The sequence below is a fragment of the Ekhidna sp. genome, from assembly GCF_039960695.1.
Classification (GTDB): domain Bacteria; phylum Bacteroidota; class Bacteroidia; order Cytophagales; family Cyclobacteriaceae; genus Ekhidna.
In genome coordinates this window covers 1-20,996 of record NZ_JBDVKP010000006.1, presented here as the reverse complement: position 1 = coordinate 20,996, position 20,996 = coordinate 1, and the positions used below count along the sequence as shown (strand labels likewise).

At 38.6% G+C, this 20,996-nt stretch carries 16 protein-coding genes and 1 riboswitch; of the genes, 8 read left to right on the top strand and 8 right to left on the bottom strand.

Annotated elements, in window-relative coordinates; translation table 11 throughout:
- Window positions 1-61 precede the first annotated feature (61 nt).
- On the top strand, window positions 62-2,464 hold the full coding sequence (locus tag ABJG98_RS03920) for an FtsX-like permease family protein (RefSeq protein ID WP_348278170.1): 2,403 nt from the start codon (window positions 62-64) through the stop codon (window positions 2,462-2,464).
- A gap of 5 nt (window positions 2,465-2,469) precedes the next feature.
- On the opposite strand, the gene ABJG98_RS03915 is transcribed toward ABJG98_RS03920, so the two are convergent.
- Genes ABJG98_RS03915 through ABJG98_RS03900 form a run of 4 tightly spaced genes read right to left on the bottom strand, consistent with a single transcriptional unit; the run spans window position 2,470 to window position 7,938 of the window.
- The gene (locus ABJG98_RS03915) at window positions 2,470-3,315 is read right to left on the bottom strand and encodes a hydroxymethylglutaryl-CoA lyase (protein ID WP_348278169.1); all 846 of its coding nucleotides are present in this window, start codon (window positions 3,313-3,315) and stop codon (window positions 2,470-2,472) included.
- Window positions 3,316-3,347: 32 nt separating this feature from the next.
- Entirely contained in the window at window positions 3,348-4,301 is a 954-nt protein-coding gene (metF, locus tag ABJG98_RS03910; protein WP_348278168.1) for a methylenetetrahydrofolate reductase [NAD(P)H], read from the bottom strand.
- Entirely contained in the window at window positions 4,298-6,940 is a 2,643-nt protein-coding gene (gene metH, locus ABJG98_RS03905; protein WP_348278167.1) for a methionine synthase, read from the bottom strand. The genes metF and metH overlap by 4 nt, the downstream gene beginning before the upstream one ends.
- A complete protein-coding gene (locus ABJG98_RS03900; protein ID WP_348278166.1) occupies window positions 6,937-7,938 on the bottom strand; it encodes a homocysteine S-methyltransferase family protein in 1,002 nt (333 codons plus the stop codon). Before ABJG98_RS03900 ends, metH begins: the two co-directional genes overlap by 4 nt.
- 45 nt (window positions 7,939-7,983) lie before the next feature.
- Window positions 7,984-8,095, bottom strand: a riboswitch (SAM riboswitch).
- A 217-nt stretch (window positions 8,096-8,312) separates the two neighbouring features.
- Here ABJG98_RS03900 and ABJG98_RS03895 point away from each other — a divergent pair.
- The gene (locus ABJG98_RS03895; protein ID WP_348278165.1) at window positions 8,313-9,932 is read left to right on the top strand and encodes a T9SS type A sorting domain-containing protein; all 1,620 of its coding nucleotides are present in this window, start codon (window positions 8,313-8,315) and stop codon (window positions 9,930-9,932) included.
- Between the two features lie 63 nt (window positions 9,933-9,995).
- Window positions 9,996-10,901, top strand: a complete 906-nt coding sequence (locus ABJG98_RS03890; RefSeq protein ID WP_348278164.1) for a phosphatase — start codon at window positions 9,996-9,998, stop codon at window positions 10,899-10,901.
- Window positions 10,902-10,915: 14 nt separating this feature from the next.
- Here ABJG98_RS03890 and ABJG98_RS03885 read toward each other — a convergent pair whose 3' ends face one another.
- On the bottom strand, window positions 10,916-12,967 hold the full coding sequence (locus ABJG98_RS03885) for a helix-turn-helix domain-containing protein (protein ID WP_348278163.1): 2,052 nt from the start codon (window positions 12,965-12,967) through the stop codon (window positions 10,916-10,918).
- Between the two features lie 205 nt (window positions 12,968-13,172).
- Between ABJG98_RS03885 and ABJG98_RS03880 the strand changes: the two genes are divergently transcribed.
- Genes ABJG98_RS03880 through ABJG98_RS03870 form a run of 3 tightly spaced genes read left to right on the top strand, consistent with a single transcriptional unit; the run spans window position 13,173 to window position 15,341 of the window.
- Window positions 13,173-13,754: an ankyrin repeat domain-containing protein gene (locus ABJG98_RS03880; protein ID WP_348278162.1), complete on the top strand. Its 582-nt coding sequence runs from the start codon at window positions 13,173-13,175 to the stop codon at window positions 13,752-13,754.
- Window positions 13,751-14,896, top strand: a complete 1,146-nt coding sequence (locus ABJG98_RS03875; RefSeq protein WP_348278161.1) for an acyltransferase — start codon at window positions 13,751-13,753, stop codon at window positions 14,894-14,896. Before ABJG98_RS03880 ends, ABJG98_RS03875 begins: the two co-directional genes overlap by 4 nt.
- Window positions 14,847-15,341 carry a GNAT family N-acetyltransferase gene (locus tag ABJG98_RS03870; RefSeq protein ID WP_348278160.1) on the top strand — a complete coding sequence of 165 codons (495 nt, stop codon included), beginning with the start codon at window positions 14,847-14,849 and terminating at the stop codon, window positions 15,339-15,341. Before ABJG98_RS03875 ends, ABJG98_RS03870 begins: the two co-directional genes overlap by 50 nt.
- Before the next feature lies 1 nt (window position 15,342).
- Here the strand turns inward: ABJG98_RS03870 and ABJG98_RS03865 are convergent, their stop codons facing one another.
- On the bottom strand, window positions 15,343-15,636 hold the full coding sequence (locus ABJG98_RS03865; protein WP_348278159.1) for a hypothetical protein: 294 nt from the start codon (window positions 15,634-15,636) through the stop codon (window positions 15,343-15,345).
- A 113-nt stretch (window positions 15,637-15,749) separates the two neighbouring features.
- On the bottom strand, window positions 15,750-17,684 hold the full coding sequence (locus ABJG98_RS03860) for a CHAT domain-containing protein (protein WP_348278158.1): 1,935 nt from the start codon (window positions 17,682-17,684) through the stop codon (window positions 15,750-15,752).
- A gap of 121 nt (window positions 17,685-17,805) precedes the next feature.
- Between ABJG98_RS03860 and ABJG98_RS03855 the strand changes: the two genes are divergently transcribed.
- Window positions 17,806-18,393, top strand: a complete 588-nt coding sequence (locus ABJG98_RS03855; RefSeq protein WP_348278157.1) for a sigma-70 family RNA polymerase sigma factor — start codon at window positions 17,806-17,808, stop codon at window positions 18,391-18,393.
- Window positions 18,390-19,115: a tetratricopeptide repeat protein gene (locus ABJG98_RS03850; RefSeq protein ID WP_348278156.1), complete on the top strand. Its 726-nt coding sequence runs from the start codon at window positions 18,390-18,392 to the stop codon at window positions 19,113-19,115. The genes ABJG98_RS03855 and ABJG98_RS03850 overlap by 4 nt, the downstream gene beginning before the upstream one ends.
- Before the next feature lie 44 nt (window positions 19,116-19,159).
- Here ABJG98_RS03850 and ABJG98_RS03845 read toward each other — a convergent pair.
- Window positions 19,160-20,996, bottom strand: a 1,837-nt coding sequence (locus ABJG98_RS03845) for a DUF4157 domain-containing protein (protein WP_348278155.1), incomplete at its 5' end; no start/stop codon positions are given.

Below are 20,996 nucleotides of genomic sequence, written 5' to 3'. Positions count from 1 at the left end.
AATCTGTCACTTTCATCTTTTGGCATAGTATTCATATTAAAAGCAACAAACCCTTCCTGCCATGCTTAAGAATTTTTTGATTACATCTGTCAGGACCCTGACTCGAAACAAAGTGTATTTCTTTCTAGGAACACTTGGATTATCTCTTGGTATTTCATGTGTGATCGCTATTTACACAATTATAAATTTCCAGAGCAACTTTGATCAGCATCAGGAACATTACGATGATATCTATCGGATAATTGGCACCTATCAGATAGGAAATGATGAAGGCAAAACTTCAACCGTTCCACACCCACTTTCTCAGGCTTTAAAGCCCGAGCTTTCAAGAGTTGTCGCTATTACCAATACCTTTCTCTTATCCGATCAGATTAATATTCCAGAAGCAGATAATCAACTAAAAAAGCTCAAGCAAGAACGAATTGGATTTGTCTATCATGAAATTTTCGATATTCTAACCTTTGAATGGATTGCTGGACAGACAAATGAAGACAATCCGAACGCCACTTATTTATCAGCTTCAACAGCCAGAAAATTTTTTGGAAATGATGGCACCTTGGAATCATTCATTGGGCGAACAATTGTATTGGCTAATAAACATAACTTAGTTGTAACCGGTATCTACAAAGACTTACCAAGAAATACAGATTTTCCATTCGAAATGATGGTCTATTATGATAAGCAAGATGGTGTAAATCCATACTTTGGAGAGGGCAAAATTTGGGGAAGGCTCAATGGAGGAACTCAAAACCTATTGAGATTGGATAAAAATACCGATCCAATTGTGTTTGAAAATAGTCTTAAGGACGCTTATGTTAAATTCAATCAAATCGAGGGATATGATTTAGAATTGCAGCCTCTGGCCAACGTTCATTTTGAGCCAATTGGGAATTATAGTGGAATTTCCTTTGAACCAAAATACACCACTATTTCCTATGCAATAGCTATTCTATTAGCGATAATTGGAAGTATCAACTTTATTAACCTTACAACAGCACGTGCGCTGAAAAGAGCCAGGGAAGTTGGCATTAGAAAAGTAATGGGTGGACAACGAATTGATTTAATTGCTCAATTTATTCTAGAAACTTTTGTTATTGTTTTAATTTCTCTTGGTGTTGGATTTGTATTAGCATCACAAATTCTCATTCTTTTCAACACTATGTTAGGAACTACACTCGAACTAACATCAGTTGTTTTGAATGACTGGATTATTTTCTCAATTATTATTCTGGTTTCCATGACCATTTTATCAGGTCTGTACCCGGCACTTGTATTGTCTAAATTCTCAGCACTAAGTGCTATCAAAATCAAGATTTCCAATATTGACAAACAGAGCAAAATTCCAATGCGGAAATTGCTGGTTGGTGTTCAATTCGGCTTTTCAATCATGATGATAATGGGGGCAATTATTATATTTTCTCAAATCAAATACATGAAGAATTACGATATGGGATTTGACTCTGATAATATCATCACGTTACAATTTCCCGAGCCTGATCCTGATAAACAAAAAAGACTGAAAGGTCAACTCGATGCTTTGCCAGAGATTGAGGCAACATCTCTTCATCTTGGTAGTCCAATGGCTAACACCAACAACACGGATAAATTTTTCAACCCACTAATTGGTAATGAAGAAACCTTCACAGTAAACTCAAAAAGCATAGACGAAAACTACGTAAACCTATTTGGTCTTGAGTTGATTAGTGGTCGTGATTTAAACTCAAATGACTCGAATGAAAATATTCTATTAACTGAAATAGGGCTCTCTAAATTCAATTTGGGAAATGCGCATGATGCAGTAGGAATGGAGTTAGAAGCAACATGGGGAGGTAAGAAAAAGATTGTTGGAGTTATTAAAGATTTTAATGCGAGATCACTAAAATCTGAGCTCATGCCTGTAATGCTTTCATATGAACCACAAGGCTATTATGAGTTAGCTTTTAAAGTGTCTAAAACAGCTGACCCAGTTGAAACTCTGGCTAAAGTAGAAACCATTTGGGATCAGACATATCCAGAACTCCTTATTGAATATAGCTTTCTTGATGAGCGAATTGCATCCAGATACAAATTCGAAGAAGTCATTGGCAAAAGCATTAGTTTCTTTGTCATAGTGGCGCTGATAATCAGCATTTTAGGACTATACGGATTGACAGATTACATGGCGAATGCCAAGAGAAAGGAAATTGGAATCCGAAAAGTTGTAGGTGCGGAGATACATCAGATTCTACGTCTTTTTGCAAAAGAGGTAATGCTGTTACTAATCATTGCTTTTGCCATCTCTGCCACTGGGTCGTACTGGCTCATGAAAGGCTGGCTCGAGGGGTTTGAATATCACATCACTATAGGCTGGGAAATAATAACTACAGCTCTGGTCGTTACGGGCATTGTGACCACCCTGACTATGGGGTCAAGGTCTATTTCGGCAGCTAGACTAAATCCGGTAGACGTATTAAAGGACGAATAAATGAACTACCCAAAAACCCTAGGGGTCATATTCATGGCCTCTTCAAATTTTTTCATATTAAGTCCGGTCTCAACATCCTTTGACTTAAAGTAATCAAGCATCTTCTCTGTTGCCATATTGCCTGTCAGATCATCTTTGGCCATCGGGCATCCGCCAAACCCTTTGATTGCACCGTCCATGCGACGACAACCTGATTCGTAAGCAGCTGCCACTTTCCCTGCAATCGTATCTGGCGTTGAATGCAAGTGGGCACCAAATTCAATGTGTGGAAACTTGGGAATCAACGTCTCAAAAAGTTTAGAAATATTCTTAGGATCAGAAACACCTATGGTATCAGCGAGAGAAATTATCTGAACCTCCATCTCATCTAGGCGATCTACAAACTCACCAACAAAATCCATTTCGTAGGGATCACCGTAGGGGTTACCGAATCCCATCGATAAGTAAACAACCAAGACCTTCTCATGATCTTCACAAAGCTCTTGCATCTCTGCTAAATCATTAAATGCATCATCAATGGATCGATTGGTATTACGTTGCTGGAAAGTCTCCGATAGAGAAAGTGGATATCCTAAATATCTTATTTCATCAAATTGACAGGCATCTTTAGCTCCACGAATGTTTGCCACAATAGCCAAGAGGTGTGAGCTTGTACTAGACAAATTCAATTGAGCCAGAACTTCCGCAGTATCACGCATCTGAGGTATGGCCTTCGGGGAAACAAAGCTTCCGAAATCAATGGTATCAAAACCTACTGTAAGTAAATGATTGATGTAATCGATCTTAGTTTCGGTTGGAATAAAATCATGCATCCCTTGCATGGCGTCTCTTGGACATTCGATAATCTTCATTTAATTATGGATGCTGTTTATAATTTTCAAAACTAAAAAAACTCCCTGGCTATCCGATGTATCGCATCTGATTTTCCCATACTATAAAAATGAAGAACCGGCACACCAGCATCAATCAATTCTCGACACTGGTGAATCCCCCATTCAATTCCAAGTTCGCGCACTTCTGTGTTGTCTTTGCATTTTCCTATTTCTTGTTCCAATTCATCAGGTAGGTCAATCTTGAAAATCTTAGGAAGTGTAGTGAGATGACTTTTTGTAGCAACAGGTTTCAACCCTGGGATGATGGGTACTTTTATCCCAATTGCTCTACAATCATCAACAAACTTGAAAAATGCTTTGTTATCAAAAAACATTTGAGTGACTATGTATTCAGCTCCAAGTTCTACCTTCCTTTTCAACCATTTCAGATCGAAGTTCATATTAGGTGCTTCAAAGTGTTTTTCTGGGTATCCTGCAACTCCAATACAAAAGTTCGTTGGAATGGCATTTTGCAATTCTTCATCCATATACTCTCCATTATTCATTGCCGCAATTTGCCCTACAAGCTCCGATGCATAAGCATTACCATCTGGTTCAGGAATAAAAGCGGGTTCAGATTTTATGTTGTCACCTCGAAGCGCCAATACATTATCAATGCCTAAGAAATTGAGATCAATTAGTGCATTCTCCGTCTCTTCTTTGGAAAAACCACCGCAGATAATGTGCGGAATTGCATCAATCGAATAATGATTTTGAATCGCAGCACATATACCGACTGTGCCGGGTCTTTTCTTGATGCTTCGCTTCTCTAAAAGTCCATTTTCACGTTCTTTATAAACATACTCCTCGCGATGATAAGTGACATCTATAAATGGAGGCTTAAACTCCATCAGAGGGTCAATTTGATCAAACAGATTTCTTATGCTATCCCCTTTCTTAGGTGGAATTATCTCCAACGAAAATAGACTGCCCTCTGCACGATCAATATGTTCGGTTACTTTCATTTATAATTTAGGTTAGGTGCCAACCACTTTTCTACTTCTTCTATTTTCATTTGTTTTCTTCGAGCATAATCTTCCACCTGATCTTTACCAATTTTCCCAAGTCCAAAATACTTAGCATCTGGATGAGAAAAGTAAAATCCACTAACCGAAGATGCCGGATACATTGCAAAAGACTCAGTCAGCTGAATCCCTATGTTTTGTTCGGCATTCAGAAGATTAAACAATGTTCTCTTTTCTGTATGATCTGGACATGCAGGATATCCAGGAGCCGGACGAATTCCAGCGTACTTTTCTTTGATCAAATCATCATTCGACCATTGTTCATCAGTTGCATAACCCCAAAGATCCTTTCTTACCTTCTCATGCATGAGTTCAGCAAATGCTTCTGCCAATCTATCGGCTAAAGCTTTGATCATGATTTCTTTGTAATCATCGTGGTCTGCCTTGTATTTTTCAATCAATTTTTCGATTCCAATTCCGGCAGTTACAGCAAACCCACCTAAATAATCTTGCTCATCAGGATGAAGAAAGTCTGCTAAAGAAAGGTTAGGAATTCCGGGTGCTTTCTTACCCTGTTGTCTGAGAAAATGAAATTTTGTTTTATCTCCATCGCTGGTGACTTCCACATCATCACCGGTCCTTTTAGCAGAGAATAGACCTACTACTGCTTTTGCGGTTAATGCTTTTTGAGAGATGATCTCATCAAGCATTTCTTTTGCATCATCAAAGAGTTTCTTTGCTTCACCACCTACAGTTGGATTTTGAAAAATGGCAGGGTATTTCCCCTTTAACATCCAAGTAGAAAAGAAAGGTGTCCAGTCTATATATTTTCTTATTTCACTTAAATCATAGTCGTCAAAAACTAAAAGTCCCAACTTATTTGGGGAAGTTAAATCTAACGACCTGTTAATATCGATCGCTCCATTTTCTCTTGCAGTTTCATATGAAATATAATTCTTAGCTTCCGTTCTTAAAGCATGCGATTCAGCCAACTCTTTATATTCAGTTTTAATCAGCTCACTAAATTCTGGTGAACGATCGCTTAACAAGCTGGTAGAAACTCCCACGCTTTTGGATGCGTCCAAAACGTGTACGACTGTTTGATTGTATTTTGGTGCGATTTTTACGGCCGTATGAATGCGTGATGTAGTAGCTCCACCTATGAGTAGAGGAGTTTTCATTTGTCTACGCTTCATTTCTTCAGCTACATACACCATTTCATCAAGGGAAGGTGTAATCAGACCACTGAGGCCTATTATGTCTGCATCAATTTCCTCGGCTCGATCAAGTATTTTATCAGCAGGAACCATAACGCCCATATCCTCAATTTCAAAATTATTGCATGCCATAACAACCCCAACAATATTTTTACCAATGTCATGAACATCACCTTTCACTGTTGCTAAAAGGATTTTTCCTCGCGTATTTCCAGCTGCCTTTTCTTCTTCCAGGTATGGTGTCAGATATGCCACAGATTTCTTCATTACGCGTGCACTCTTTACTACTTGTGGCAAAAACATTTTCCCACTCCCAAATAGGTCACCAACAACATTCATTCCATCCATAAGTGGTCCCTCAATTACCTTGAGTGGACTATCATATTTAGTTCTTGCCTCTTCAGTATCATCCTCAATAAATTCTACAATCCCCTTGACCAGCGCATGTGATAATCGAGCCTCGACAGTGGCATTTCTCCAGCCTAAATCTTCTACTTTTTGCTTACCGGAACCCTTCACATTTTCTGCAAATGCTACTAATCGATCAGTGGCATCTTCTCTCCTATTAAACAAAACATCTTCAACATGCTCCAGAAAATCTTTAGGAATTTCATCGTATACTTCAATCATTCCTGCGTTTACAATTCCTAAATCCATACCTGCTCTTATTCCATGGTACAGAAAAGCTGAGTGCATGGCCTCTCTTACTACATTATTGAGACGAAAAGAGAATGAGACATTACTAACTCCCCCACTCACCTTAGCGTCAGGAAGGTTTTGTTTGATCCATCTTGTAGCGTTAAAAAAATCTATCGCATTATTATTATGTTCTTCAATTCCTGTAGCGACAGGAAAGATGTTTGGGTCAAAAATTATATCCTGAGATGGGAATTTGACTTGGTCTACTAAGATTCGATAGCTTCTTTCACAAATTTCTATTCGTCTTTCATAGCTATCCGCTTGACCGTTTTCATCAAAAGCCATGACAATTATTGCTGCTCCGTATCGCTTGACCTTGGTGGCTTGCTCGATAAATTCCGATTCCCCTCCTTTCAGGCTTATAGAGTTTACAACTCCCTTTCCTTGGATACACTGTAAACCCGCTTCGATGATTTCCCATTTGGACGAATCTATCATAATCGGAATTCGTGCGATTTCAGGTTCTGAAGCAATTAAGTTTAGGAACCTAATCATAGCAGCCTTGCCATTGAGCATGCCTTCATCCATATTTACATCCAGGATTTGGGCTCCTCCTCTTACCTGATCCAATGCTACTTCAAGTGCTTGATCATATTTATCTTCAGCTATGAGTCTGGCAAATTTTTTTGAGCCAGTAACGTTGGTTCGTTCACCAACATTGACAAAATTGGTGTGTTCGGTGATGATCAAAGGTTCAAGTCCAGAGAGAATTAATGGTTTCATACCAGCTCCCCCTTCTTTCGTGGCTCATATTGAGCAGCTAATTCTACGATAGAAGCGATGTGCTCCGGAGTAGTACCGCAGCATCCTCCTATAATGTTGATTAAACCTTCATCAAGAAATTCACGGATCTGATCCGTCATTAGTTCTGGTGTCTCATCATATAGGCCGAATTCATTTGGAAGTCCTGCATTTGGATGCGCACTCACAAAAAAATCCGTTTTATCTGATAAGGTTTTAAGGTAAGGTCTGAGTTGGGAAGCCCCCAGTGCACAATTCAGCCCAACACTCAAAAGGTCCATATGTGAAATCGAGATCAGAAATGCTTCGGTAGTTTGACCGGAAAGCGTCCTTCCAGAGGCATCAGTAATTGTACCTGACACCATGACATTAATTTCAATATTTCGCTCTTCTTTAACTTCTTCAATCGCAAAGAGAGCTGCCTTTGCATTAAGAGTATCAAACACAGTTTCAACTAATAACATATCGACACCACCATCTAGTAAGGCTTCGGCCTGCTGCTTGTATGCTACTTTCAGCTCTTCAAAAGTAATTGCACGAAATCCAGGATCATTTACATCAGGAGATAGTGATGCTGTTCGATTAGTTGGTCCCATTGATCCAGCAACAAATCTGGGCTTATCGGGATTACTTCTAGAAAATTCATGAGCGACCTCTTTCGCAATTTTTGCCGACTGAAAATTTAATTCATACACTAGCTCCTCTAATCCGTAATCAGCTTGAGCGATGGTAGTGCTTGAAAATGTATTAGTTTCAGCAATGTCAGCTCCTGCTTCAAAGTACCTCCTGTGAATGTCTTTAATAATATCAGGCCTGGTGATTGAAAGTAGATCGTTGTTACCCTTTAATGATTTTGAATGATTTTTTAATCGTTCATCACGAAAATCCTTCTCTTCAAGTTTATGACGCTGAATCATGGTGCCCATAGCGCCATCGAGCACCAGAATTTTTTTATGTAAAGTGTTAAGTAAGTTCTTCATTCTCTGGTTTAAAGCTTACTTACCAGAGAAAGTTCCGAATGGATTCGCTCATCTCCCCTGCTACTGCAGGTTGGGAAGTAGCACCGAAAATCACACATTGGAGATCAGGTTGCTAAGACGTCATTGGGCCCAATCCCTCAGTCTTTCTTGATAAGTGTAGCAAATATACTCAGCTTTCGATCTTTCCCAAGTCGCAATACAACATAGGCTAAAATACTTTCCTCGATGACTCTCATTTTTGAGCTGTTTATCACTTGTATACACATAGTATACCTCCGATTTTCTTTTCTAAAGTCACCTCAAAGTTATTTTGCGATTTGAATTCAGTTATCACCCTAACCATATTCAAGGTTCTTAAACAAAAAATGCTAATTATGATACCACGCAATTTTCACTTTAAGTTATTGGTGATAACTTTTCTGACCGCCGCTTCATCTCATGCACAGACGTGGGTGGGGGGAGGATCAAATTGGAACGATCCTACAAATTGGAGTAGTAATCCTAGTCTTCCTTCTAATGGTTCCACTATAACAATAGATGGTCTCTTAGCTACAGTAGATGTTTTCTCAGCTTTTCGACCTGGTCAAATTAACATTCTTAATGGAGGACAATTGGAGGTAAAAGACACTTTGGATATTTCTTCCGAGGGAGTTACTTCCATAGATGGTTCCGGAAGTAAACTAATAGTTGCTGATCCGGGCTTATTCACCGCGGAATTTATCACCGCTACCAATGGTGGAGAAATTGAAATCACAGGTGGTGAGCTTGATGTAGATGATCAGCTATCTATGACAAATGGAGTTTTCAGTATGACCGGTGGTCTACTGGATTATAATGGTAGTACGGGTGAAGAGTTACTCTTTACTAACTCTGATGTTACTTTTAGTGGCGGTACATTAGAATTCAATCGGGGGATCATTGTGACTGGGGGTACATTTACACAAGAGGATGGATCTACAATGACAGCCACAAATTCATCAAAAAATATTGAATTTCACAATACGCTTGGCAGCTTTGCTGGCATTGTTAATAATTCAACAGGAGATTTATCACTTTTCGGCACCTCGGTAATTGATCTTATGCAAACATTGGATATGGATCTTGATGATCTTGTAATGAATGATGATGGCCAAAGTTCAGTATTAAATATTTATGGAACTGTTGTTGCATTTGATGATGTAAAGTTTGACGAAGACCCACCAGATGACGTGCCCGGCGATGCGGACATGATCATTGTTAAAGATGGTGGAAGTTTGACAATCAGTGACTCCTTTCGAGATGGCAATGATGTAGAATCTGGTAGTGGAATCCATGCTGAAGACGGTGCTACTGTAGATATAGGTGATGTCCCTGGCATGACAGATGAGGAGGCATATGGAACCATATTAACCAGTGATCCCGGAGCAACAATGACGATTGGAGGTGGAGCTCCACTGCCGGTGGAATTGGTATCATTTACTGGGCGAAAAAAGGATAGTGGAATTGATCTTTCCTGGATAACCGCGGTTGAAATAAATAATGATCATTTTGAATTACTGAGATCCACAGATGGCAAGACATTTAATTCCATTGCAAAAGTCAGCGGTGCTGGAAATACTAACTCGGAAGTGCGCTACTCATACTCTGACTTGGATGTTTCTAATGGGAGCTACTTTTATCAAATAAAACAGGTCGATTTTAATGGTGAGTATGAGTTTCATGAGATAATTCACGTTTCATTTACTGATGCCAATCTTAGGTCACTTTCTGTTTTCCCAAACCCACTTACCTCCAATCACATAACGGTTGTTTCCGATATAGAATTAGTGAAGCCTGTTCTTCTTGTCTACTCAATAAGCGGAAAACCTATACTTGAGAAGCAACTTGATTCGAATCAAAGATGGACATTCAATCGATCTGAATTAAAAATTCCTTCTGGAACCTACATTCTCAAATTAAAGGATGAGATTCATGGGGCTACATTGGAAACAATCAAGTTCTCTATCATCGATTAATAATTTTGGTGATATTGTTCTTCAAACGAGTTACTAGGACTGGAATCAATGTAATTTAGCTTTATGAAATTGGCTGCCATAGATATTGGGTCTAATGCGGTTAGACTACAAATAACACGCGTGCTTGAGTACGACAAGGTCATTACATTTAAGAAGCTCGAATATGTAAGATTTCCGCTTCGTTTAGGTCACGATGTTTTTTCTACAGGAAGAATCAGTGATTATAATATCGATCGATTCTTCAAACTAATGACAGCTTATAAAAACCTGATCGACCTGTATGAGATAGATGCGTTTTATGGCTGTGCAACTTCAGCTATGAGGGAATCTGAAAATGGTAATAACATCATCAAAAAGGTTCGGAAAAAACTTGATTTACCAATTCAAATCATTTCAGGAGAGGAAGAAGCAGAAATGATTAACAAGGTTATTTTGCAAGGGTTGGACAATGGTCACTATATACATATTGACGTTGGAGGTGGTAGTACAGAACTCAATATCTATGAGAATCATATAAAAGTCTACTCTCATTCCTTCAAATTGGGATCGGTAAGAACACTTGAAGGTCGGGATACGCCAGATTCCTGGAAAGAAATGCGTGATTGGGTTGCTAAGTATGCTTTAAAAAAAGGAGAAAAGATTACCGCAGTAGGGACTGGTGGAAACATTAATAAACTATTCGAACTCTCTCGTTCTAATTCGAAATCAAAGAAGATGAGCTTAGAAAGACTCATAAAAACTCAGGATGTATTGAAAAATCTCACGTTTGAAGATCGATTAAATAAACTTCAATTGAATCCAGATCGCGCGGATGTAATCGTGCCTGCTTCTGATATCTACGTTGCTGTTATGCGATCGGCAAAAGCGAAAAACATCATCGTACCAGATGTGGGTTTAAAAGACGGAATAAACTATCACATGTATCAAACGCATCATCCTGAAAGTGATAAGGTGTTTGTTAAGAATTGATTTCATGTTGAGGTTTAGATCACTCCCTCCTCTTCTAGCAGTTTTCTCATTTCCATGTGCTGAATCCAAAAGTTCTCCGTGATTGTCTTTAGTGTTTGGTTGAAATCATCATGGTCAGAAAGTTTAAGTATGATAGGATCCTTATCAAGGAACAAAATCAACCAATAGAAATAGTCACTTTTGTCAGTGAATGATTTGAAATATTCCATCGCTGTTTCCACTTCCCCTTTGGCAGCAAAGTATGAACACATGTTTAAATCATGATAAATCGTCGGATCGTTTTCAGCATAGGTTAAAAATTTCTGGTAATAGCCATCTGCTTCCTCTTTCCTGCCTAGTCTTTCTAAAACATATGCGATATGGATATCTTCTGAATTGTAAATATCCAGGTTGAACATTTCCTTGATCCTAAGGAATTTCTTATAATACTCCCAAGCCACATCATATTCTTCCATTGTGTAGCTCACTTTTCCTATCTCCTGAATAATATCTAAACGCATTGTGTCTTTTTCCAGGAGAGAGATTAACTCTTGTCTAGTTCGTTTTAAGTTAAAATTCTGAGCCAATTTAAGGTAGATGTAGAGGTATTCAGAAAATCTATTTTCGGGATTGAACATCAATGATTTTTGAATGTATTGCTCTGATTCATTGATGAATCCTGTCTCTACTAAAGCATTGCCTAAATGCAAATACGTGTAGCTTGCTTCCACAGAATCTTGATCAGAAATCGCGTATTGAATACCTTGTATAGCGTGCTTCAGGTACTGCTCAGTATTCGGTATATAATCTGCGTAAATATCAGACAGTCGATTATGTACCCAACCCGAATTGGGGCTGTAGCTCAAAACTTTGTCGAAGAATTTTGCCGATAATTCATATTGCTCATCCTGCATGTAAAACAATGCTTTAGCAATGAGGCTTTCGGGTAACTCCTCGTCGAATAATAGTGCCTTATCCGCATAGGTATTAATTTCAAGACTGTATTGTTTATCGACTTGAAAAATATCCAGGTAATAATAGCAAATGGCAATATATGCATGTGCCAGAGCAAATTGTGGGTCTTCAACAATCGCTTTCTCGAAGTATGAGATTGCTTCATCAAGTCCATCAGGTGTCTTCATATTTTTTGTCAAATCGAGACCCTTGAGGTAATTATCATATGCAACCGCATTTTCAGTTGGAATTTTTTCAATTCTCTTACGCTCTTCTGGCGTTACTATTGCTTGGATTTTAACTGCGATTTTTTTGGCAACTTCCTGCTGAATCTTGAATATATCGCTCGCCTCGCGTTCATACTGCTGCGACCAGATATGACGATCATTTTTTGCGTCGATCAACTGAATAGTAAGTAGTATTTGATTGCCGATTTTTTGACCACTTCCCTCCACGAAATAACTTACATTGAGCTCCCTTGACAATTCAGGAATTGTTTTTACAACTCCACGATATTTCTCTACAGTGGTACGACTGGTGACATCCAAATCTTCAATCTTCTGAAGATTATCCAAGATGGTCTCCATCAGTCCATTGATGATGTAGACGTTTGATGAATCGTTGCTATCATTTTTAAATGGAAGCACCGCTATTGATTTATCCAACTCAACAAAGCCAGTTGACTCTTTTGCCATTAAGATCAAAGAGATTGCTGCGATCAGAGAACCAATGATTAGCAACCATTTAGCTTTTAATCTTTTTCCTTCACCTATAAGAGTGTCCGTTTCTTCGACTATTTGACTTTTTTCCTCTCCGGGTGGATATCCAAATGTCTCACGAAAGCACTTGGTGAAATAGGAAGTGCTATTAAAGCCTACTTTGAACGAAACCTCTGAGATTGTAAGCGAATCATCTCTTAAAAGCTGCTTGGCGTGATGTAGCCTTACTTGTCGGATAAATACACTCACCGAGAGCCCGGAAAGGCTTTTCACTTTTCTTAGAAGATTGGATCGACTCATGTTTAGCTGCTGAGCCAGATCGGGTACCTCAAAATGTTCATCAGCAAGGTTTTCTTCTATAATGGCTATAACCTTTTGCAGGAAATCGTTTTCAGGATGAAGAAAATCAGCCATATATATTGTGCTTAAGTGGCAACAATGATCGTCAAATAAATACCCTTCAGCAACACAAATTAAGCCTTTTGCATCATAGTTTATAGTGATGATTCATAGTTATAAGAGATAATTCATAGTTGACAAATCTTGTCTCATACCTGATAGCCATACCCTTATTTCCATTCCGACCTTTGTTTCATCAAACATTTATAACACAATAACAATGAACAATTTAAAACTGAATTCCATTAGAAAATCCATATCAGCGTATTTGCTTGTGGCTCTTGTAAGCCTTAGCGCGTGTGACTCAAATGGTCAAAAATCAACATCAGAATCAAGTAGCCCTAAAATGACCTTGCATGAAGCAGCATTCATGGGGAATTTAGATGCACTTAAAGCTCACATAGCAGCTAAATCAGATCTAAATGAAAAAGATCAATATGGATCTGCTCCTTTAAGTATAGCAGCAGTTTTCGGAAAGCCTCAAGTTGCTGAACTGCTTATAAAAGCTGGAGCCGATCTTAATGTAAAAAGTGCTGATGGTTCTACTCCTTTGCACTCAGCTTCATTTTTTGGAAGGACTGAAATTTCCAGAATGCTATTGGACAATGGCGCGGATATCACCTTACGCAACAACTATGGCTCTACACCACTAGAAACAATCTCTGCTCCATTTGAAGATATGAAACCATTCTATGATCAAATCAGTCGTGACCTGGGTCCATTGGGTTTAAAGCTCGACTATGATCAAATAGAAAATGCTCGTCCAGTCATAGCCGAATTGATAAAAGAAAGTGTTCAATGATTATTGAAAGACGACACGATATTGACTGGCTTAGAGTACTTGCGATCGGGTTACTATTAATTTATCATGTAGCGATCGCTTTTCAGCCGTGGGGGGTATTTATCGGTTTTATTCAATCCAATGAACCAATTGAGGCTATTTGGATACCAATGTCAATATTGAACATTTGGCGAATTCCTTTACTCTTCTTTGTATCTGGCATGGGTGTATGGTTTGCTATACAACGCAGAGATTGGATACAACTGCTTGCCGAAAGATCAAGGCGCATATTGTTACCCTATATTTTCGGAATTTTGGCCATTGTTCCTTTGCACATATTTCTATGGCAGGATTATTATACCCAGGAAATTAAATATGTACCAAACCCAGCCCACCTTTGGTTTTTGGGGAACATATTTGTTTATGTGATTCTACTGTCACCTGTCTTCTTTTACTTGAAGCGAAATAGGCAGGGACCAATTGGACATTTCGTCAAAAGATTACTCGCAAATCAATGGAGCCTCCTACTACTTATGATTCCATTTATTCTTGAAGGAATAATCTCAGCTCCTCAAGAATATGAAATGTATGCAATGACCTGGCATGGGTTTGCATTAGGACTCGTTGCATTCTGTACTGGTTTTTGTTGTGTATTTGCTGGGAGCGTTTTTTGGAACAATGTGAAAAAGCAAAGGTGGATGCTTTTTACACACGCGGTGATTTTCTATCTAATCAGATTGCTATTCTTCGAATTACGGACACCTGACTATTTAATGGCTGTCGAATCTTGTCTATGGATCTTTACTGTTTTTGGATTTGGCTATAGACACTTGAACCAACCAAGTAAAGCATTGGAATATCTAAGTCAGGCTGCGTATCCTGTGTATATCATTCATATGATATTCATTTATATTGGTTGTTATGTGCTTTTCCCTATGAATGTCAGCTCTTTCGGAACGTTTATAATCGTGAACATTTTCACGTTTGTGGGGAGTATGATGATGTATGAATTGCTGATAAGAAGAGTTCGTTTTTTAAGGCCACTATTTGGGCTGCAAATTCATAAAAAGAGAAATGATAGATTTGGTGATACAAAATCATCCTCTAAAGCCTATGATTCACCTGGAAACAGAAAGATTGATATTCAGACAATGGAAAGCTGAAGATTTCAATCAACTTGCGAAGTTTTTTTCGAAAAAGGAAAATGCACTTTTTGTTGGCGGTGTGAAAAACTCAGAGGATTCCTGGCGTCTATTGGCAACATACATTGGACACTATGAACTACTCAGCTACTCATATCTTGCTTTGCAAGAACGATCATCAGGGAATTTAATTGGGACAGTCGGTTTATGGAATTCAGAACCATGGCCAGAACCAGAGCTTGGATATTGGCTACTTCCAGAAGCTCAGGGAAAGGGTTTTGGATATGAGGCAGGAATCCGGGTAAGAGATTTTGCTTTGAACGAATTAAAGATGGATTCGCTCGTTAGCTATATCGATACTTCTAACGAGTCCTCAAAAAAACTTGCACGTAATCTTGGAGCCAGTTATGATAAAACAATAAATCTTTTGGGATTTGGTCCTCATGAAGTTTATCGATATCGATAGATTAGCCACCGATCATTTGCCAAACTACTCGTCTTGTATGACTCGCCAGTTCCTGTACTTCGATTCTCAATGGATTCATTTTTATCTGTACTATTATCCTTGGATTGCCTAGATGGTCTTGTTCAGCATATACGCCTTCCTCATTTAAATAATGATCCAGTGGACTCAGCTCTTCAAAAGGAAAATAGTTTTTATAGACAGATGAGAGTTTCTCTTTGAGGTAAGTTCGGTACTTAGATAGTACCAATTTTCGGCCAGATCTAGATGTATCTGTTTTTTGTCTTTTAGCCTTCATAATATTTGTTTTATGGAACTTTCACTTGAAAGGCAAGTTAGAATGAACATTCCCCTAAATATATTCGGCACTGCATTACAAAAAATCAATTCTAACTGAACGCTCGTATGCGGTCAATACTTAATTCTAATTTTAAGCTTGAAAAAAATGATTGGTAGAAAAAAGAACAAAGCAATGAATAAATAATTTGTTTTTTTTAATGCTTTGTAACTACTCCCATAATGAACAAAGGCAGCCCAAAAAACGGGATGCCGGTGAAAGCTATCACTTTCCCTTAAATAACTGAGCTTAGCCTGCCTTAAGCTTACGTTACTTGTCATACCATTATCTAGATTTTCTAGATACTTTTCAATCAAACGCGTTGTAGCAAAATCATCAACAGACCATAAACTTGACACTACATTTTCAGCACCTGCCTCGAACGCCCTATTTCCAAAACTTCTGGCATTTTCTCCGGATATTAGCTGACCTCTAAATCCAGCGCACATACTCATTAAAACTCCCATGATATCAGGTGTATCATACCAATCTCCCCTACTTACTGAATCTGATCGACTTAATAAAATATGAGGTTCGTTATCTTCAAAAATTTGATGTGTACTTAAGTGAAGCAAAGACTTGTCCTCAGCTATGGATTTAAAATTCTCCAATGAAAGTTCACTTTTAGGTGCTGCAAGCTTTCGCATTCCTTCAAATTTTCCATTTACGTTATACAATTCATCGAATTGGATTTCAGAAGACAAATGATCAAAGTCAAATTGATAGGCAATCTCATGTGCCTCAAACAAAAACTCACTCTTGTTATTGATAAGCATCTCGAATGGAAAAAAACATAATTGACCATCCGGAATAATCTGTATCGTACCCAATAGGTTCTTCTCAACAGGCTTGATAATATCATCAGATATTGATTTCAAAACCTTTTCAATCTGCCGCAAAGAATTCATATTCCCGCTGAATTGAGTAAGTGCATTATCCATTTCATCGATGATATATTTAACCTCTTGATTTAACAAGTTTAGCGGATGATCAATCAGCTGAAATGATTCTGATTCATCGGAGACATATTGAAAGATGTAGTCTTTACCTGAAAAAAATGCGATGGTTGTTATGTCAAATTGCTTATCAGTTAACACTTTCATTTCTGAAAAATTCTTTGACTGAATTACTTTCAAATATCTATCTCTAAGTTCATTTCTTAAATGCTGATATGTTATATGGTCATCAGTCATTGTGCTTTGATAAAGCCTTTGCTCTAAGGGCTCTATTTGCATCATCAAACCAGCTATAACTTTTGAGCGATTATTCCCTTTGATTATAAGGCTTCTATTTAAGCTCACCTCACCGCTTCTACTTACAGAATAAATCTTGTCGACTGTGGATTTATAACTTTGAATCGAAGGAGATTGAGATATGTACTTCAACATTTTTTCCAAAAGACCATATTTGTCTGTTTGTACATTTTTACGGTAATTATTAATGAGTCCCGAAGTGTAAAATTCATCCACGAAATGTAATGCAACCTTGTAAAATGATATGAGGCTTTTTTCTGTTATTAGTCCTTTTTTCGCTTGTGAATTCATCAAATCAAGCTTGATGGAATAATAGTGGCTTTTTCTATCTAAGTAGGCATAATTAATCACATAAGGTGATAATTGATCCTTATCATTGATTAATCCCAACAAAGCAACATCAGTCTGAATTCGACTGGATAGATGATTAATATTTTTTTCGGCTCCCTGATCATTAAGTGTTAGCGATCTCAGCTGATTCACTCGCGTGAGTAAACTCAAAAAAATTTCATTCGATTCAGTCTTTTCTTCCTTGGTAGATGGATCTATTAGGGCATTGAAGTCTGTATCTATCATCCCCTCAAAATAGAGGTGTGCGTATTCAATTTGAGTTAGATTTTTAAGATCTATTTTATCATGATTAGTTGATTGGTTCGAACAATTTGCATTTATTTCAATTAACGGTATTGTAAAAATTAGGCAGAGCGATAGTGCAGCTCTCCTGACAATTTTCATTGCCGGCAGATAGTGAGTCATGGTGGTTCCGGTTTGTTGGCGTAAGCCTTACAAATTATCCAAAATAGTTTGCAACTAAAAGGTTATTGAATTAAAATCACATACACTTCTAATTGAACCGTCACCGTTTTGCACTATTAGAATGATTAGTATAGAATTTTTAAGAAACAATTCTGATGAAACCATTATTGATGGTCTAAGGAAGGGTAAGAAAAAAACTATTAAAGAGGTATATGAGAATTTTTATCCCTATGTAAAAAGTCATATCCTAAAAAACTCTGGTTCAGAAGATGATGCCAAGGATGTTTTTCAGGATGCGATGATGGCTATTTTTCAGAATGTATCAAATAAAGAGTTTGAACTCACCTGCCAATTCAAAACCTACTTGCATGCCGTAAGCTCCAATATATGGAAGAAGCGATTGCGTGAGAAGAAAAATCGTCCCATGGAAATGTCCGATGACATTCACAATATTGCACAGGAAGAGTTGGAAGATACTGTTCTTAAAATTGACCGATACAATTACTACATCAAAAAATTCAATGAAATCAGCGAAAAGTGTCAGGAAATTCTGAAGATGTTTCTCAATGGTATAGACATGAAAAGAATCGCAGAGCATTTTGGCTTTGCAAGTGTCTCTTATGCAAAAAAGAGGAAATTTCAGTGTAAAGAAAGCCTGATAAAGGCCATTGAAAATGATCCTGAGTATAAAATGCTGATTAGGGAATGAATAAAGATACTCAACGAAAAATTGAAAAATATCTTCAAAAACAACTCGAGGGAATTGAGCTCAGACGTTTTGAAGATCAACTCGAAAAGGATGAAGTACTTCGTAAAAGGGTAAAGTTAGAGCAAGAGCTTAATGAAGTCTTAAGTGATAAAAGTGATTTTAACATCTTTCGAAGGATTGTAAATGAAACCAGTACAGATTACTTCAATAAGAAATCATCCAGTGGATTTAGTCCGTTAAAAATTGCTGCAACAGTAGCTCTACTCATCTCAGCTTCGTGGATTATCTGGACGCTTTCTACACCTAGCACTCCAGATGAAATCTATAATGAATTTTTCGAACCGTATGTTATCCAGACTACACCAAGAGGTTTGACCGAAGACACTGACACTTATATGCTAGGAACCATCCATTACAGAGATGGAGAATATGCTTCTGCGATTATTCAATTTGAAATTTTATTAACAGAAACTCCGAATGATTATAGAGCTCAATTGATGCTGGCAATTAGCTACATGGCTTTAAAGGATTTTAAATCAGCGGAGGATGTTTTGATTCGACTGGTCAATGATCCCAATCACCTTTTCCAGGATCAGGCAAGATGGTACTTAGGCTTGCTTTACCTAATAGATGGTGACAAGGAGAATGATTGGAAGGCTGATGAGTATTTTGAAGAGATTGAGGACACTGCAATCAAAAAGAAGGCAGAAAATTTGAATTAATCTTTTGGCCTCAGTTACTCAATTTTCATTTACCTATTGTAAGGCTATTTGAATTTTCCATAATCATAAAAAAGTCCGTTTTGGCCGTATAAGTAGTTGTTTACCTCAACTGCCGCCACTATTGCGAAAAATACACCTCCTATTAGGATATTTCTCATCGTGTGGTTGTTAGCAGGAGGAGGAGCTACACCAGCACCAACTCCAACCGGCACAGCTACAGGCGGTACGACAACAGGGACAATTGCTACAGGAGGCGGTGCAGGATGTCTGACGGCATGAACCAAATGAGGAACCATCACATTATATGGGCGAAGCCAATATTTAGCCATTTCAATTTCCTGATTTCTCCCACGATTGTAAGCAGCCACTGCATGTTGTTTTTTTGGTCCCTTACCTTTTGCATAATTTATTTTCTTCTGCTTCGCATGGTTAATCGCCTGAATGTAATGTGTAATAGCTGTTGTATAATTACCGACTTCTGCATGCGCTGGTGCACCTGCTCCCGTGTCATAGTCACTTGGCAAATCAAGTGGACGATTCAAGACGTGTCCATGTGCTAGCACTTGCGCTTTTACAGCGGCTGATGTAATGGAATAAGCTCTTCCGAACCAGGTCCCCCAACGCTGATATAGCGTCTGAAAATCCAAATATTTGACCTGATTGTCCGAATGACTAGTGGCAAAGAATATAGAATTGATTTTAAGGTTTGTTCCTAACTGACGAACGGGCTCAAAACGAGCACCTTCTGCAGCTAGTTTTGTAACCGCGTCAAGTCCAATATGGTTGGCACCATGTGTAGATCCACCTGCTACAGTACCGATCTGTTGTCCTACCGTGTTAAGATTAGTTGTATCGTGCCCCGGCGAATAAACATGTGGAGCAGCCACACCCGGAACCGCCCCACTTATAGCTGTAAATGCAGGTACACTTGCTGCAATTTGTCCGTGCACATTGTGTGGCCCAATATCAATGTCAATTATATAGCCAAAGGAAGCATGAGAGAAATTGGTTCTAATAATCCAGGGAGCAGCTGCGCCTACCACGGGTATAGTAAGCTGCGAAATGAATGGATCGATCAATCCATATGCTGCAGTATTTCTTAGGGCGTTTCGGTTGGCAGCTAATGTATTTTGGAAAGCGATAGCTCCCGCTCTTGTACCACCAGGTGGAACCATTGCATTTAATGTATTAACAGGAGCTTGAAGCCAATTTTCAAGTGTAGTAATATAGTTTGCTCCACCACCACCCCAATTAGCTACAGATGGTGGCATCTGTGGATTGTTTGGTGAATCAAGAAACTGTCTTCCTGCCAAAGGGCCAGCATAAGGTCGAGTAGCAGTCATGTAAGCGTCTAGCACGCCAGCTGTTCCATTCGCTGAAGGTACGGCCGGGAGAGCATGGGTATAGAGTGTTCCATTCGGAAGTCCTATACCCCCTCTAGCATTGTATAGATTAGTATTGGCGCCTGGAGCATATCCACCAAGCATACCAGCTTGTTGTGCATTTTGCTTTTGGATTACTTTACTTCCACTTTCATTTTTATGTTGTACTGAGTTGTGAATTCTAGAGTTTTCACTTAATCTGGCTTTTGCACCCATCACATCTGCTTCCTTTTCCAATCCCGGATCGTCATTAACAGGCACGCTGGATTTCAATTGCATGGTCGGTTTTACTCTTCCCTGCTTCTGTTGCACCACATGCCAGGCTTCATGTGGTAGGTGTTTTTCCTGACCTGAAGCCAGATGGATTTGATTGCCTTGCGCAAAGGCATGTGCATGAAGCTGGGCTGGACGAGAAGAATTGTAGTGAACCTTCACATCGTCCATGGAATGGCCGGAGAGGTTTTCGATTCCTGATTTTAGGTTGTCAGGCAGGCCGGTA

What these genes read in the sequence shown, in the direction of transcription:
- ABJG98_RS03920 (WP_348278170.1), top strand. Translation starts at nt 62, where the DNA reads ATGCTTAAGAATTTTTTGATTACATCTGTCAGGACCCTGACTCGAAAC.
- ABJG98_RS03915 (WP_348278169.1), bottom strand. Translation starts at nt 3,315, where the DNA reads ATGAAGATTATCGAATGTCCAAGAGACGCCATGCAAGGGATGCATGAT.
- metF (WP_348278168.1), bottom strand. Translation starts at nt 4,301, where the DNA reads ATGAAAGTAACCGAACATATTGATCGTGCAGAGGGCAGTCTATTTTCG.
- metH (WP_348278167.1), bottom strand. Translation starts at nt 6,940, where the DNA reads ATGAAACCATTAATTCTCTCTGGACTTGAACCTTTGATCATCACCGAA.
- ABJG98_RS03900 (WP_348278166.1), bottom strand. Translation starts at nt 7,938, where the DNA reads ATGAAGAACTTACTTAACACTTTACATAAAAAAATTCTGGTGCTCGAT.
- ABJG98_RS03895 (WP_348278165.1), top strand. Translation starts at nt 8,313, where the DNA reads ATGATACCACGCAATTTTCACTTTAAGTTATTGGTGATAACTTTTCTG.
- ABJG98_RS03890 (WP_348278164.1), top strand. Translation starts at nt 9,996, where the DNA reads ATGAAATTGGCTGCCATAGATATTGGGTCTAATGCGGTTAGACTACAA.
- ABJG98_RS03885 (WP_348278163.1), bottom strand. Translation starts at nt 12,967, where the DNA reads ATGGCTGATTTTCTTCATCCTGAAAACGATTTCCTGCAAAAGGTTATA.
- ABJG98_RS03880 (WP_348278162.1), top strand. Translation starts at nt 13,173, where the DNA reads ATGAACAATTTAAAACTGAATTCCATTAGAAAATCCATATCAGCGTAT.
- ABJG98_RS03875 (WP_348278161.1), top strand. Translation starts at nt 13,751, where the DNA reads ATGATTATTGAAAGACGACACGATATTGACTGGCTTAGAGTACTTGCG.
- ABJG98_RS03870 (WP_348278160.1), top strand. Translation starts at nt 14,847, where the DNA reads ATGATTCACCTGGAAACAGAAAGATTGATATTCAGACAATGGAAAGCT.
- ABJG98_RS03865 (WP_348278159.1), bottom strand. Translation starts at nt 15,636, where the DNA reads ATGAAGGCTAAAAGACAAAAAACAGATACATCTAGATCTGGCCGAAAA.
- ABJG98_RS03860 (WP_348278158.1), bottom strand. Translation starts at nt 17,684, where the DNA reads ATGACTCACTATCTGCCGGCAATGAAAATTGTCAGGAGAGCTGCACTA.
- ABJG98_RS03855 (WP_348278157.1), top strand. Translation starts at nt 17,806, where the DNA reads ATGATTAGTATAGAATTTTTAAGAAACAATTCTGATGAAACCATTATT.
- ABJG98_RS03850 (WP_348278156.1), top strand. Translation starts at nt 18,390, where the DNA reads ATGAATAAAGATACTCAACGAAAAATTGAAAAATATCTTCAAAAACAA.